The following is a 14,182-nucleotide window of genomic DNA, read 5'->3' on the forward strand; positions in this document are numbered from 1 at the left end:
TTCCTTCACATGGAGTGTCCCATGAGCTTTTCAGTATCCCGCCTGTTCGTCGCCCTGAGCGCCGGCCTGATTGCCTGCGCCGCCCAGGCCGCTGAGGTGCAGATCGCCGTCGCCGCCAACTTCACCGCGCCGATCAAGGAGATCGCCGTCCAGTTCGAGAAGGACACCGGCCACAAGATAGTCACCTCCTTCGGTCCGACCGGCGGTTTCTATACCCAGATCCACAACGGCGCGCCCTTCGCGGTCTTCCTCTCCGCCGACGACAGCACTCCAGAGAGGCTGGAAAAGGAGGGCGCCACCGTTCCGGGGTCGCGCTTCACCTATGCCTTCGGCAGGCTGGCGCTCTGGTCGGCCAAGCCCGGCTACGTGGATGATCAGGGCGAGGTACTGAAGAAGAACGCCTTCAAGCACCTGGCCATCGGCAACCCTAAGACCGCGCCCTACGGCTTGGCCGCCACCCAGGTGCTGGCGAAGCTCGGCCTGACCGACCAGGTCGCGCCGAAGTACGTCGAGGGCACCAACATCACCCAGACTTATCAGTTCGTCGCTACCGGCAACGCCGAACTCGGCTTAGTCGCCCTGTCGCAGGTATCAAAGGACGGCAAGCTCACTGGCGGTTCGGCCTGGATAGTGCCGGCCAACTTCCATGAACCGATCCGCCAGGACGCGGTGATTCTCGCCAAGGGCAAGGACAACCCGGCGGCCCAGGCGCTGGTCGATTACCTCAAGGGGCCCAAGGCCGCCGAGGTGATCAAGGCCTACGGTTACGACCTGTAAGCGCTGGAGGTCCAGGCAATGCCGCTGTCCGCACTCGATTTCGCCGCCATCCGCCTGACCCTGGAGCTGGCCTCGCTGACCACCCTGTTGCTGCTGATAATCGGCACGCCGATCGCCTGGTGGCTGGCGCGCACCCGTTCGCGCCTGAAGGGGGCGATCGGGGCGGTGGTGGCCTTGCCGCTGGTGCTGCCGCCGACCGTGCTCGGCTTCTACCTGCTAGTGACCATGGGGCCGCATGGTCCCATCGGTCAGCTGACCCAGTCCCTGGGCCTCGGCACGCTGCCCTTCACCTTCGCCGGCCTGGTGGTGGCGTCGGTGTTCTATTCGCTGCCCTTCGTCGTGCAGCCGCTGCAGAATGCCTTCGAGGCGATCGGCGAGCGCCCGCTGGAGGTGGCCTCGACGCTGCGCGCCGGTCCCTGGGACACTTTCTTCACCGTGGTGCTGCCGCTGGCGCGGCCCGGTTTCGTCACCGCCGCCATTCTCGGTTTTGCCCATACCGTGGGCGAGTTCGGTGTGGTATTGATGATCGGCGGCAATATTCCGGAAAAGACGCGTACCGTAGCGGTACAGATCTTCGACCACGTCGAGGCGATGGAGTACGCCCAGGCCCACTGGCTTTCCGGGGGCATGGTGCTGTTTTCCTTCCTTGTGCTGCTTGCACTCTATTCCAGCCGCCGCTTCAAGGCGGGGCTGAGCTGATCCATCAGGAGGTTCATCCATGACCGCAGCCTTCGAGGTCGCCGCTGCCAACGCCAAGGCCGTCTCGGCCCGCGTGCCGGCGGGCGGCATCCGGGCCCGTTTCCGGGTGAGCTATTCGGGGTTCGATCTGGATGTCGACCTGAAGCTGCCGGGGAGTGGTGTGACCGCGCTGTTCGGCCACTCCGGCTCCGGCAAGACCACCCTCCTGCGCTGCGTCGCCGGCCTGGAGCGGGCGGCCGAGGCACACCTGGAGATCAACGGCGAGTTGTGGCAGGACAGCGCCGCCGGCATGTTTTTGCCGACCCACAAGCGCGCCCTCGGCTATGTGTTTCAGGAGTCCAGCCTGTTCCCCCACCTGACGGTGCGGCGCAATCTGGAATACGGCATGCGCCGCGTCGACGCCGCAACCCGGCGGGTGTCCTGGGAGCGGGTGCTCGAGCTGCTCGGCATCGGCCACCTGCTCGAACGCCTGCCCGGCCGCCTGTCCGGCGGCGAACGCCAGCGTGTCGGCATCGCCCGTGCACTGCTTACCAGTCCGCGCCTGCTGCTGATGGACGAGCCGCTGGCGGCGCTCGACCTCAAGCGCAAGAACGAGATCCTGCCCTACCTCGAACGCCTGCATGACGAACTGGACATCCCGGTGCTGTTCGTCAGCCACTCGCCGGACGAGGTGGCGCGCCTCGCCGACCATGTGGTGCTGCTCGACCAGGGCCGGGTGGTCGCCCAGGGCGGGCTGCAGGAAACCCTGGCGCGGCTCGACCTGCCCACCGCCTTCAGCGAGGATGCGGGGGTAGTCATCGAGTCGGTGGTGACCGAGCACGACGACCACTACCACCTCACCCGTCTCGAATTCCTCGGCGGCGCGGTACTGGTCGCGCGCCGCCCGGAACCGGTCGGCCACCGCCTGCGCCTGCGCGTGCATGCCCGCGACGTCAGCCTGGCGCTCAGCTACATCGAAGACACCAGCATCACCAACGTGCTGCTCGCTACGGTCCGCGCGGTGGTCGAGGCCGACACCCAGGCCCACGTGCTGGTGCGCCTCGATGCCGAAGGCACCCCGCTGATCGCCCGCATCACCCGTCGCTCCTGCGACCAGCTCGAGATCATCCCCGGCAGGCGGATATGGGCGCAGATCAAGGCGGTGGCGCTGCTCGGCTGAGGCGGATCGGGCGGGGCCAGCCTACGCTGTTTTTCACGATTGCTCCCATGGGGCCGAACCGGCAACGGATTCGATGTCTGGGCGTGAGGAGGTCCGGAGCCGTCAAGTCGCGACGCCCGCCATCTTCGAAAAGTCGGGACGAACGCCGGTGAGATCCATCGAAAGCTGCCAGACCTGTCCGGCAAGACTGGTATCGAGGGCTACTTCCACAGGCCGTACCCGGGTTGGGTAGCCCTTCTTTTCGTTCCGGCCGTCCGGCCCGACGAACTCGCCGCTCTCGACCTCGGGGGCGGTGGCTGCATACAGTTGGGGTAAGACTCCCATCTCGGCAGGCTGCGCCAGGAAGCGATTGCCGAACCGTAGGAATAGCTTGAGGATTCCGCGCGGCCCGCTCATCTGCAGGTTGGTGGCTGCATATCCGGGATGTGCGAGCACGCTCTTGATGGGGGCGCCGACGGCCCTGAGCCGGCGATCCAGCTCGAGCGCGAACAGCACATTGGCGAACTTGGATTGGGCATAGAAGGCGATGCGGCCGTACTTGTGTTCGCCCGCGAGATCGCCGAAATGGATCCGGCCACGCTTGTGCAAGTCGGAAGTGATGGTGACGACACGGCCATCCCGACTCTCGCCGATTCGTGGCAACAGCAGCCCGGTGAGCGCGAAATGGGCCAGATGGTTCACGCCGAACTGCAGTTCGTGCCCCTGAGGCGTCAGCGTGTGTGGCGGCATCATGATGCCAGCGTTGTTGACGAGGAGGTCAATGCGCGTTTCCTCGGCGATCAGTCGCTCGCCGAATGCCTTCACCTGCTCCAGATCGGTCAGGTCGAGTTGGCGCAGCTCGGCGCTGCCTCTGGGACGATGTGCCTGAATCCTCGCCAGGGCATCCCGCCCCTTCTGCAAGTCCCGCGCAGTCATGAGCACATGAGCGCCGTGCCTGGCCAGCTCTAGGCTGGTCAGAAACCCCAGCCCGCTGTTGGCCCCGGTAACAAGCACGCTGCGGCCTGTCTGATCTGGAATGTCACTGCTGGTCCAGCCGCGCGGGCCGGAGAGGGAAGTGTCGGAGCCGTTCCGGCTTTCTGCTGCTGTCGTGGCCATCTGTCCATCTCCTGTCTTAACAGTGATAAGATTCAGTCTGTGCCATGATCTAAACAGTGTAAAGATTCATCATGCCCAAAACGAAACGAAACGGCCGAACGGAAGCGCGCCATCCCGAGCGCTATCATCACGGAGATCTCAAGGCGGCCCTGATCCGTGCGGCCGACGAAATTCTGGCGGAGCAGGGCGTGGAAGGCTTCAGCCTGCGTGAAGCGGCTCGGCGTGCGGGGGTCTCCCCAGCTGCGCCGGCCCATCATTTCGGCAGCGCTGCCGGCCTGCTTTCCGAAGTGGCCATCCTCGGTTTCGTGGAGCTCGCGAAGCATTTGGAGGTCGGTGCTGCCGCCGGGACCACGCCGCTACAGCGGCTGCGGATGCAGGGAATCGGCTACGTGCGTTTCGCGCTTGCATATCCGGGCCGGTTTCACCTCATGTTCCGACGCGATCTATTGAGCGAGGATCATTCAGCCCTGCGGGAAGCGGGCGAGCGAACCCTGACGCAGCTCGAGGACAGCATTCGCGCGATCCGCTCCATCCCCGAGGATCAGCCCCTGGACGCCGAAGCACGTGCCGCGCTGCTTGCCACCTGGTCGATGGTCCATGGTTTTGCCCATTTGGTGCTCGACGGGAAGCTTGCGCATATGTATGCCGGGGCAACACCGGACAACCTGCTGGAAAGCCTGTTGCCGGAGATGCTGTTGAGCCAGTGGCCCGACCCTTAGCCAGGAGCAGCATGACAACTCTCATCCTCCGGTGCCTCCTCTTGTTTCCATCCCCCCAGGCGGCATTAAATAGCCGCCTCCCGCTCCGTGCTCGTGCGGGAGCCTTCTGCGATGGGCGCGGACGACGGCATTCCGTCCCTTTCCTTTTCCCGGACACGTCATGAGCCACTCCCCCGCCTCCGGCACGCCTGCCGGCCGTTCGCCTGCGGTTTCCCGCCGCCCCCTCCAGCGCCTGCTGGCCGTGCTCGGGCCGGGGCTGATGATGGCCGGCGCGGCCATCGGCGTCTCGCACCTGGTGCAGTCGACCCGCGCCGGGGCCGACTACGGGTTCACGCTGATGTGGGTGATCCTTCTGGCCAACATTCTCAAGTATCCGTTCTTCGAGTTCGGCCACCGCTTCACCGCGGCCACCGGGCAGAACCTGCTGGAGGGCTACCTGAAGCAGGGCCGCTGGGTGCTGGGGCTGTTCTTCGCGCTGAATGTGGTCACCGCGATCACCAGCATCGCCGGGGTTAGCTTCGTCACCGCGGCGCTGGCCGAGAACCTGTTCGGCTTCGGTTTTTCCAATGCCGCCTGGAGCGCCGGCCTGCTGCTGCTCTGCGTCGCCCTGACGGTGCTCGGCCACTACCGCTACGTGGAGGGCGTGATCAAGCTGATGCTGGTGGTGCTGTTCCTCGCCACCGTCTCGGCCACCCTCGCCGCGGCGATCAAGGGGCCGGTGGCCGCAGCGGGTACCCCGGTGCCGGCGCTGAGCATCGTCTTTCTGGTCGCACTGCTCGGCTGGATGCCGGCGCCGATCGAGGTGTCGGTGTGGAACTCGCTGTGGGTCCAGGCCAAGGAGCGCACCCTCGGTCGGCGCATCTCCCTGGCTGAGGCGCGCTGGGACTTCAACCTCGGCTACGCCCTGACCATCCTGCTGGCGCTGGTCTTCACTGCCCTCGGCGCGCTGGTGATGTTCGGCTCGGGCGAAACCCTGTCGGGCAACGCCAGCGTGTTTTCCAAGCAGCTGGTGCAGCTGTACGGAGCGACCCTTGGCGAGCTATGGAAGCCGGTGGTGGCTGCCGCTGCCTTCTCGGCCATGCTCTCCACCGTGCTGACCGTGGTCGAGGCCTATCCGCGCTCGCTCGCCGAGGCCCTGCACCTGCTGGCGCCGCGCCTGAAGATTCGCCACCACGCCCACCACGCCCTGTGGATGGTCGGCACCAGCCTGCTCGGCTGGCTGATCGTGCAGGCCTTCCTCGATGACCTGACCCGGCTGATCGACCTGGTCACCAGCATCGCCTTCCTCTCGGCGCCGGTCTTCGCGGTGATGAACTACCGGCTGATCTTCTCGGACCAGGTCGGTGCCGAGGCGCGGCCCGGCCTGGCGCTGCGCCTGTTGAGCTGGGCCGGCATCCTGTTCCTGACCGGCTTCAGCCTGTTCTTCCTCTACAGCCGTTATTTCGCCGGTTGATCGCAAGGCCCGGGCCAGAGCGGCCGGGTCTGTCCCCCGACGAATGTCCCGATGCCGAGTCATGACAAAAGCATGGCATTGGCGCATTATTCGCGCGGTTTTTATTCAGCAACCGTGGGCAATTTCGCCGGCGCGCCGTCATAGCCGAAGGACGACGCGCAGGAGCGCCGAAACGACCTGGCCACAAGGGTAACGGCATGTCTCAACTCGAAACCTTCTATGACGTGATGCGGCGTCAGGGCATCACTCGCCGCAGCTTTCTCAAGTACTGCAGCCTGACGGCCGCGGCCCTGGGCCTCGGTCCCACCTTCGCCCCGCAGATCGCCCACGCGATGGAAACCAGGCCGCGCACCCCGGTGCTCTGGCTGCACGGCCTGGAGTGCACCTGCTGCTCCGAGTCGTTCATTCGCTCGGCCCACCCGCTGGTCAAGGACGTGGTGCTGTCGATGATCTCCCTCGACTACGACGACACCCTGATGGCCGCCGCCGGCCACCAGGCCGAGGCGGCCCTCGAAGAGACCATGCGCAAGTACAAGGGCGAGTATATCCTCGCCGTGGAGGGCAACCCGCCGCTGAACGAGGACGGCATGTTCTGCATCGTCGGCGGCAAGCCGTTCCTCGACCAGCTCAAGCATGCCGCCAAGGACGCCAAGGCGGTGATCGCCTGGGGCAGTTGCGCCAGCTGGGGCTGCGTGCAGGCCGCCAGGCCCAACCCGACCCAGGCGGTGCCGATCCACAAGGTGATCACCGACAAGCCGATCATCAAGGTGCCGGGCTGCCCGCCGATCGCCGAGGTGATGACCGGGGTGATCACCTACATGCTGACCTTCGGCAAGCTCCCCGAGCTGGACCGCCAGGGCCGCCCGAAGATGTTCTACGGCCAGCGCATCCACGACAAATGTTACCGCCGCCCGCACTTCGACGCCGGCCAGTTCGTCGAGCACTGGGACGACGAGGGCGCGCGCAAGGGCTACTGCCTGTACAAGGTCGGCTGCAAGGGCCCGACCAGCTACAACGCCTGCTCCACCGTGCGCTGGAACGAGGGCACCTCCTTCCCGATCCAGGCCGGCCACGGCTGCATCGGCTGCTCGGAGGACGGCTTCTGGGACAAGGGCTCGTTCTATGAGCGCCTGAGCACCATTCCGCAGTTCGGCATCGAGAAGAACGCCGACCAGATCGGCGCCGCCGTCGCCGGCGGTGTCGGTGCCGCCATCGCCGCCCACGCCGCGGTCACCGCCATCAAGCGTCTGCAGAACAAGGGGGATCAGGCATGAGCAGCCTGCCGAACGCCAGCCAGCTGGACAAGTCCGGCCGGCGCATCGTCGTCGACCCGGTGACCCGCATCGAAGGCCACATGCGCTGCGAGGTCAACGTCGACGCCAACAACATCATCACCAACGCCGTCTCCACCGGCACCATGTGGCGCGGTCTGGAAGTCATCCTCAAGGGCCGCGACCCGCGCGACGCCTGGGCCTTCGTCGAGCGCATCTGCGGCGTCTGCACCGGCACCCACGCGCTGACCTCGGTGCGCGCGGTGGAAGATGCCCTCGGCATCCAGATCCCCTACAACGCGCACCTGATCCGCAACCTGATGGACAAGACGCTGCAGGTGCACGACCACATCGTGCACTTCTACCATCTGCACGCGCTGGACTGGGTCAACCCGGTCAACGCCCTGAAGGCCGATCCCAAGGCCACCTCCGCCCTGCAGCAGGCGCTCTCGCCGGCCCATGCCAAGTCCAGCCCCGGCTACTTCCGCGACGTGCAGACACGCCTGAAGAAGTTCGTCGAGAGCGGCCAGCTCGGCCTGTTCGCCAACGGCTACTGGGACAACCCCGCCTACAAGCTGCCGCCCGAGGCGGACCTGATGGCCGTGGCCCACTACCTGGAGGCGCTGGATCTGCAGAAGGACATTGTCAAGATCCACACGATCTTCGGCGGCAAGAACCCGCACCCGAACTACATGGTCGGCGGCGTGGCCTGCGCCATCAACCTGGACGACGTCGGCGCCGCCGGCGCGCCGGTCAACATGACCAGCCTGAACTTCGTCCTCGAGCGCATCCACGAGGCCCGCGAGTTCACCAGGAACGTCTACCTGCCGGACGTCCTGGCGGTCGCCGGGATCTACAAGGACTGGCTGTACGGCGGCGGTCTGGCCGGGCACAACCTGCTCTCCTACGGCACCTTCACCAGGGTCCCGGGCGACAAGTCCAGCGACCTGCTGCCGGCCGGCGCCATCGTCGGCGGCAACTGGGACGAGGTGCTGCCGGTCGACGTGCGCGATCCCGAGGAGATCCAGGAGTTCGTCAGCCATTCCTGGTACAGCTACGCCGATGAGACCAAGGGCCTGCACCCCTGGGACGGCGTCACCGAGCCGAAATTCGAGCTGGGCCCGAACACCAAGGGCACCCGCACGAACATCAAGGAGCTGGACGAGGCGCACAAGTACAGCTGGATCAAGGCGCCGCGCTGGCGCGGCCACGCCATGGAAGTCGGCCCGCTGGCGCGCTACATCATTGCCTACGCCTCCGGCCGCGAATACGTCAAGGAGCAGGTCGACCGCTCGCTAGCCGCCTTCAACCAGAGCACCGGCCTGAACCTCGGCCTCAAGCAGTTCCTGCCCTCGACCCTCGGCCGCACCCTGGCGCGCGCCCTGGAGTGCGAGCTGGCGGTGGACAGCATGCTCAACGACTGGCAGTCCCTGGTGAACAACATCAAGGCCGGCGACCGCGCCACCGCCAACGTCGAGAAGTGGGACCCGAGCACCTGGCCGAAGGAGGCCAAGGGGGTCGGCATCAACGAGGCGCCGCGCGGCGCCCTGGGCCACTGGATCCGGATCAGGGACGGCAAGATCGAGAACTACCAGGCCATCGTGCCGACCACCTGGAACGGCACGCCGCGCGACCATCAGGGCAACATCGGCGCCTACGAGGCCGCGCTGCTCAACACCAGGATGGAGCGTCCGGACGAGCCGGTGGAGATCCTGCGCACCCTGCACAGCTTCGATCCCTGCCTGGCCTGCTCGACCCACGTGATGTCGCCGGACGGCCGGGAGCTGACCCGGGTGAAGATCCGCTGAACCGGAGGATTGCGCGATGGCACTGGAAAAATCCCTGGAAACCGGCGACGGCCAGGAGAGGGTCCGCAAGCAGACCGCGGTGTACGTGTACGAGGCGCCGCTGCGCCTCTGGCACTGGGTCACCGCGTTGTCCATCGTCGTGCTCGGCGTGACCGGCTACTTCATCGGCGCGCCGCTGCCGACGATGCCCGGCGAGGCGATGGACAACTACCTGATGGGCTACATCCGCTTCGCCCACTTCGCCGCCGGCTACGTGCTGGCGATCGGCTTCGTCGGTCGCGTCTACTGGGCCTTCGTCGGCAACCATCACGCCCGCGAGCTGTTCCTCGTGCCGGTGCACCGCAAGGCCTGGTGGCGCGAGCTGTGGCACGAGGTGCGCTGGTACCTGTTCCTCGAGAAGACCCCGAAGAAGTACATCGGCCACAATCCACTGGGCCAACTGGCGATGTTCTGCTTCTTCGTGATCGGCGCGCTCTTCATGAGCGTCACCGGCTTCGCCCTCTACGGCGAGGGGCTGGGGCAGGGTAGCTGGGCCGACCGGCTGTTCGGCTGGGTGATCCCGTTGTTCGGCCAGAGTCAGGACGTGCATACCTGGCATCATCTTGGCATGTGGTACCTCATCGTCTTCGTCATGATCCACGTCTATCTGGCCGTGCGCGAAGACATTGTGTCCCGGCAGTCGCTGATTTCCACCATGGTCGGCGGCTGGCGGATGTTCAAGGACGACAGGCCGGACTGAGCGCCGCTGGCGCACCGCCAGAGGGCGTAGGCGGTCTGCGCCGCACTGTTTTTCACCACCCGGGTCGCTTCGGCGCCCCGGGGTTCTCGCCATCGGGGACGCGCGCAAGTTGACCCACGGTCCGGGCTGCACAGCTCGGCGGTAAGCAATCCATGACAGGTCCCAGTTCCAACATCCTCATTCTCGGCATCGGCAATCTGCTCTGGGCGGACGAGGGCTTCGGCGTGCGCTGCGTCGAGCTGCTCAACGACCGCTACCGCTTTCCCGAAGGGGTGCGCCTGATGGACGGAGGCACCCAGGGCATCTACCTGGTGCAGCACGTCCAGCAGGCCGACTGCCTGATCGTCTTCGACGCCGTCGACTACGGCCTGGCGCCCGGCACCCTGAAGATCGTGCGCGACGCCGAGGTGCCCAAATTCATGGGCGCCAAGCGCATGAGCCTGCACCAGACCGGCTTCCAGGAAGTGTTGGCGCTCGCCGAGTTCACCGGCGCCTATCCGCGCGAGCTGCTGCTGATCGGCGTGCAGCCCGCGGAGCTGGAGGACTTCGGCGGCAGCCTGCGCGAGCCGGTGCGCGCCCAGCTGGAGCCGGCGCTGGCGATCGCCCTGGTCTTCCTCGCCGAGCGCGGCATCGTGCCCTCGCGCTGCGAGGAGGCCGCCGAGCAGTTGGCCCCGGCCCAGTTGGCCCTGGGCCGCTACGAGGCAGAGCGCCCGGCCGAGGATGTGGCCTACCGCCACGGCGACATCCGTTTCATTCCGCGCAGCAGCCAAGAGGAAGACTGAGCATGTGCATCGGTATACCCCTGCAGGTGCTGGAGTGCGCGCCGGGCCGCGCCCTCTGCGGCGACGACCGGGAGGCGCGCTGGATCGACACCCGGCTGGTCGAGCCGCCGGCCCCCGGCGACTGGCTGCTGGTGTTCCTCGATGCCGCCCGCGAAGCCATCAGTGCCGAGCGCGCCGCGCAGGTCCGCGACGCCCTGCGTGCGCTGCAGGCGGTGCAGAGCGGCGATCTGGCCGCGCTGGACGGCCTGTTCGCCGACCTCGACCGTGAGCCGCAACTGCCGCCCCACCTGCAGGCGCAACTGCCACCCAAGGAGCAGAATTTCCCATGAGTCACCCCCTCATCGAGCGTCTGACCACGACGCTCGGCTACCCCCTGCTGGACGCCGTCGGCGTCGACCGTCACGTGCAGGCGCAGCCGTTTTCCGTGTTGTTCTTCGCCGGCGACCCCAAGCGCTTTCCCGAATCCCTGGACGTCGCGGTGATCCTGCCGGAGCTGGTCAAGGCCTTTGCGCAGCTTCGCCCGGCGCTGATCACCAGCGATGCCGAGCGCGCCCTGCAGGAGCGCTACGGCTTCGCCGTCTGGCCGACCCTGGTGTTCCTCAGGGAAGGGCACTACCTGGGCAGCCTGTCGCGGGTGCTGAACTGGGGCGAATACCTCGAGCGCATCCCGGCGATCCTGGCCGGCGAGCCCGAGGATTTGCCGTGCATTCCCGTGCTGTCGCTGGATGGCGACGCATCTTCTTTCTGCAGCCAGATGGAGGCTAGCGAACCATGACCGGCGATCTGCCCATTCTCCCGGCCGGCTTCGGTCCCGGCTCGCACGGTGAAGAGGACCGGCTCGACTACCTGCAGATGCCCCGTGCCATGCACACCTTCGAGCGCCCCTCGCTGCCGGAGCCCGAGCAGCTGGGCGAGCACCCCATCGTCCTGGCGCTGCTGGAGCGGCTGCAGGAGGCGCTGGGCGTCTACCGGGTCGGCGAGCAGAGCCGGGTGATCGGCCTCGACCGTCAGCCCAAGGCGGACCTGAAGCTGCTCCAGCAGTTCCTCGGCGAGGGCGAGGTGGCGGTGCAGGTGGGCGGCCAGCGCCCGGCGCGCATCCAGGAAACCGTGCTGGCCGGAGTCTGGTGGGTGCAACTGGAGGTCGGTCAGGGCGAAGTCGTCGGCCAGTGGCTGGAGGTGGCCGACGTCCCCGCGCTGGTGCGCCGCAGGGCTTTCGCCGAAGCCCGCTGGCCGCGGCTCGGCGCCGCCCTGCCGGACGATCTGCTCAACGCCGGCCCGGTGCTGGTGGAGCTGCTCGACGTGGCGAAGAAGCACGCCGAGCGCTCCTGCGCAACGCCCCATGTGATCAATCTGTCGCTGCTGCCGTTCTCTCCGGAGGACCAGCGCTTTCTCGCCGAGCAGTTGGGCGAGGGGCCGGTGACCGTGCTGTCGCGCGGCTACGGCAACTGCCGCATCACCGGCACCGCGACCCCCGGCATCTGGCGCGTGCAGTACTTCAACAGCAGCGACCGGCTGATCCTCGACACCCTGGAGGTGACCGGCATCCCGCAGGCGGCCTGCGCCGCCCAGGAGGACATCGACGACTCCGCCGAGCGGCTGCGCGAGATCCGCGAGGCGCTGGAGTGAGCACGCACTTCGAGGGCAGCTACCTGGGCGACGCCGCGCGCCTGGCGGACGATGCCGTGCTCGAATGCAAGATCTGCTGGCATCGCTACGAGCCCGCCGTGGGCGACGAGGTCTGGCAGATCTCGCCGGGCACGCCCTTCGCCGCCCTGCCGTCGCACTGGCGCTGCCCGCAGTGCGACGGCGACCGCGAACAGTTCATGGTCGTGGACGACTGAAGCGCAATGCACAGCCGCGAAGCCATCGAGGCCTACTACCGGGCGGTCGGCACGCGCATGGCAGAGCTACCGGTGTACAACCCGGCGCTCGCCGTGGAGCTGCTCGGCTGGCGCGCGGTCGAGGGCGTCGGTGCGCTCGGCGTGCTGCTCACCCCCTGGTGCATGAACCTCTTCTGGCAACCGCTGGCCGAGGCCGAGCTGCCGGCCAAGGGCGAGCGCGTGGTCCTGGCGCTGTCCTCCGGCAACTACGAATGCACCCTGCACGAGGATGCCAGTCTCGGCCGCTACGCCAGCGCCTCGCTGTGCTCGCCGATGCAGGACTTCCCCGGCCAGGCCGAGGCGCGGGCGATGGCCGAGGAGGTGCTCCGGCTGATCTTCGCCGTTCCCGAACCCGAGTCGCCGCCGTCAGGCCAGCTCGGCCGCCGCGCGCTGCTGCGTCGCGCCCTGGGCGGTGCGCCGTGAGCGCCCTGGCGGCACTGGCCGGGCAGTTGACGGTAAGTGTGCGGCTGCACGAGGGGCGCATCCAGTCCGTCGATACTTGCCTGCAACGCCCACTGGCGCAGATTTCCCGCCTGCTGGTCGGGCAGACGGCAGAGGCGGCCCTGGCGCGCCTTCCGCTGCTCTTCGCCCTGTGTGCCGCTGCCCAGCAGGTGGCGGCGGTGCGGGCGCTGGAGCGGGCCGCCCACTGGCCGGCCGCGCCCGAGGTGGAGCGGGGGCGCACCCAGCTCACTGAATTGGAGCTGATCCGCGAATCCCTGCTGCGCCTGGTGCAGGTCTGGGAGCTGCCACTGCCCCTGGAGCGGCTCAAGGTGCTCGTCGCCCTGTGCCGGCGTGGCGCGGCCCGGTTGCAGCCGCTGACCGTCTTCCGCGCGTCGCCACTGCCCGCCGATCCGCAATTGAAAGAGACTCTGGCCGAACTGGCCGATGCCTGGGGGCGGCTTGAGCTGCCGGCGCCGGCCGACTGGCTGCGTCTGCGTCTGAGTCGCTGGCATGAGCTCGTCCTCGGCGGCCCGCTGCCGCCGATTTTCGCTCCGGCCGATCTGCCGGCGCTGCTGGCGCAGCTGCGTGCCGGCGATGCCCGTGCCGAGATCGCCGGGCAGCCGCGGATCACCGGCCCGCTCTGTGCGGCCGGGGCGCAGGCCTGTGCGGGCGGGCAGATCGAGCAGCACGTCGGCGCGCTGCTGCAGCGGACGGCGCAGGCGATAGACTCGTTATACCGGCCGCCGCTGCCGCCGGCCGTGGCCGGATTGGCGGCGGGGGAGGGCGTGGGGCTGGTGCAGACCGCCCGCGGCTGGCTGCTGCACCGATTGTGCCTGGACGAGGGGCTGGTCGGCGCCTGGCAGCTCCTTGCGCCGACCGACTGGAGTTTCCATGCCGACGGCCCGTTGCGCCGTCAGCTGTGTGGCGTGCAGGTGGCTGCAGAGGAGGTCGAGGCGCTGCTGCGCGATCTGATCCTTTCGGTCGATCCCTGCGTCGGTTTCGAGGTGAAAATCGCCCATGCATGAGATGTCGATCGCCGAGGGTATCGTCCAACTGCTGGAGGAGCAGGCCGCGGCGCAGCAGTTCGGCCGGGTCAAGGCGGTGTGGCTGGAGATCGGCCCGCTGGCCGCGGTCGAGGTCGAGTCGCTGCGCTTCTGCTTCGAGGCGGTGACCCGCCTCAGCCTGGCCGAGGGCGCCCGCCTGGAGATCATCGACGTACCGGGGCGCGCCTGGTGCCTTGGTTGCAATACCAGCGTGGCGATCCGCCAGCGCTATGACGCCTGCCCGCAGTGCGGCAGTTACCGATTGCAGGTCACCCAGGGCGACGAGCTGCGGGTCAAGGAACTGGAGGTAGAGTAA

Annotated in this window: 17 protein-coding genes; 16 read left to right on the top strand and 1 reads right to left on the bottom strand. The window is 67.5% G+C overall.

Features of this window, described 5'->3' with window-relative positions:
• The first annotated feature begins 21 nt into the window (after positions 1–21).
• Genes modA through modC form a run of 3 tightly spaced genes read left to right on the top strand, consistent with a single transcriptional unit; the run spans position 22 to position 2,635 of the window.
• The gene (gene modA / locus ACYVD0_RS14300; RefSeq protein ID WP_460427423.1) at positions 22–777 is read left to right on the top strand and encodes a molybdate ABC transporter substrate-binding protein; all 756 of its coding nucleotides are present in this window, start codon (positions 22–24) and stop codon (positions 775–777) included.
• An 18-nt stretch (positions 778–795) separates the two neighbouring features.
• Positions 796–1,476, top strand: a complete 681-nt coding sequence (modB, locus tag ACYVD0_RS14305; RefSeq protein ID WP_460427424.1) for a molybdate ABC transporter permease subunit — start codon at positions 796–798, stop codon at positions 1,474–1,476.
• A 19-nt stretch (positions 1,477–1,495) separates the two neighbouring features.
• A complete protein-coding gene (modC, locus tag ACYVD0_RS14310) occupies positions 1,496–2,635 on the top strand; it encodes a molybdenum ABC transporter ATP-binding protein (protein ID WP_460427425.1) in 1,140 nt (379 codons plus the stop codon).
• Positions 2,636–2,737: 102 nt separating this feature from the next.
• Here the strand turns inward: modC and ACYVD0_RS14315 are convergent, their stop codons facing one another.
• Complete coding sequence (locus tag ACYVD0_RS14315) at positions 2,738–3,730, bottom strand: SDR family NAD(P)-dependent oxidoreductase (RefSeq protein WP_460427426.1); 993 nt, start codon at positions 3,728–3,730, stop codon at positions 2,738–2,740.
• Positions 3,731–3,801: 71 nt separating this feature from the next.
• Here ACYVD0_RS14315 and ACYVD0_RS14320 point away from each other — a divergent pair, with 71 nt between their 5' ends.
• The 13 genes from ACYVD0_RS14320 to hypA all read left to right on the top strand — a co-directional run bounded on the left by ACYVD0_RS14320 (position 3,802) and on the right by hypA (position 14,182).
• Positions 3,802–4,449 carry a TetR/AcrR family transcriptional regulator gene (locus tag ACYVD0_RS14320; RefSeq protein WP_460427427.1) on the top strand — a complete coding sequence of 216 codons (648 nt, stop codon included), beginning with the start codon at positions 3,802–3,804 and terminating at the stop codon, positions 4,447–4,449.
• 160 nt (positions 4,450–4,609) lie between these two features.
• On the top strand, positions 4,610–5,902 hold the full coding sequence (locus ACYVD0_RS14325) for an NRAMP family divalent metal transporter (protein WP_460427428.1): 1,293 nt from the start codon (positions 4,610–4,612) through the stop codon (positions 5,900–5,902).
• A gap of 197 nt (positions 5,903–6,099) precedes the next feature.
• A complete protein-coding gene (locus tag ACYVD0_RS14330; protein WP_460427429.1) occupies positions 6,100–7,176 on the top strand; it encodes a hydrogenase small subunit in 1,077 nt (358 codons plus the stop codon).
• Complete coding sequence (locus ACYVD0_RS14335) at positions 7,173–8,981, top strand: nickel-dependent hydrogenase large subunit (protein WP_460427430.1); 1,809 nt, start codon at positions 7,173–7,175, stop codon at positions 8,979–8,981. The genes ACYVD0_RS14330 and ACYVD0_RS14335 overlap by 4 nt, the downstream gene beginning before the upstream one ends.
• Positions 8,982–8,997: 16 nt before the next feature.
• Entirely contained in the window at positions 8,998–9,720 is a 723-nt protein-coding gene (gene cybH / locus ACYVD0_RS14340; RefSeq protein WP_460427431.1) for a Ni/Fe-hydrogenase, b-type cytochrome subunit, read from the top strand.
• A 152-nt stretch (positions 9,721–9,872) separates the two neighbouring features.
• Positions 9,873–10,502, top strand: a complete 630-nt coding sequence (locus ACYVD0_RS14345; protein WP_460427432.1) for a HyaD/HybD family hydrogenase maturation endopeptidase — start codon at positions 9,873–9,875, stop codon at positions 10,500–10,502.
• A 2-nt stretch (positions 10,503–10,504) separates the two neighbouring features.
• Positions 10,505–10,831 (top strand): HypC/HybG/HupF family hydrogenase formation chaperone, encoded by a 327-nt coding sequence (locus ACYVD0_RS14350; protein WP_460427433.1) that lies wholly within the window; start codon positions 10,505–10,507, stop codon positions 10,829–10,831.
• A complete protein-coding gene (locus tag ACYVD0_RS14355) occupies positions 10,828–11,277 on the top strand; it encodes a thioredoxin domain-containing protein (protein ID WP_460427434.1) in 450 nt (149 codons plus the stop codon). Before ACYVD0_RS14350 ends, ACYVD0_RS14355 begins: the two co-directional genes overlap by 4 nt.
• Positions 11,274–12,128 carry a hydrogenase expression/formation protein gene (locus ACYVD0_RS14360; protein ID WP_460427435.1) on the top strand — a complete coding sequence of 285 codons (855 nt, stop codon included), beginning with the start codon at positions 11,274–11,276 and terminating at the stop codon, positions 12,126–12,128. The genes ACYVD0_RS14355 and ACYVD0_RS14360 overlap by 4 nt, the downstream gene beginning before the upstream one ends.
• On the top strand, positions 12,125–12,343 hold the full coding sequence (locus tag ACYVD0_RS14365; protein WP_460427436.1) for a rubredoxin: 219 nt from the start codon (positions 12,125–12,127) through the stop codon (positions 12,341–12,343). Before ACYVD0_RS14360 ends, ACYVD0_RS14365 begins: the two co-directional genes overlap by 4 nt.
• Before the next feature lie 6 nt (positions 12,344–12,349).
• Positions 12,350–12,805, top strand: a complete 456-nt coding sequence (gene hybE, locus ACYVD0_RS14370; protein WP_460427437.1) for a [NiFe]-hydrogenase assembly chaperone HybE — start codon at positions 12,350–12,352, stop codon at positions 12,803–12,805.
• Positions 12,802–13,848, top strand: coding sequence for a nickel-dependent hydrogenase large subunit (locus ACYVD0_RS14375; protein ID WP_460427438.1), 1,047 nt, complete (start codon positions 12,802–12,804; stop codon positions 13,846–13,848). The genes hybE and ACYVD0_RS14375 overlap by 4 nt, the downstream gene beginning before the upstream one ends.
• Positions 13,841–14,182 carry a hydrogenase maturation nickel metallochaperone HypA/HybF gene (hypA, locus tag ACYVD0_RS14380; protein WP_460427439.1) on the top strand — a complete coding sequence of 114 codons (342 nt, stop codon included), beginning with the start codon at positions 13,841–13,843 and terminating at the stop codon, positions 14,180–14,182. The genes ACYVD0_RS14375 and hypA overlap by 8 nt, the downstream gene beginning before the upstream one ends.

The sequence above is a fragment of the Azotobacter armeniacus genome, assembly GCF_054779355.1.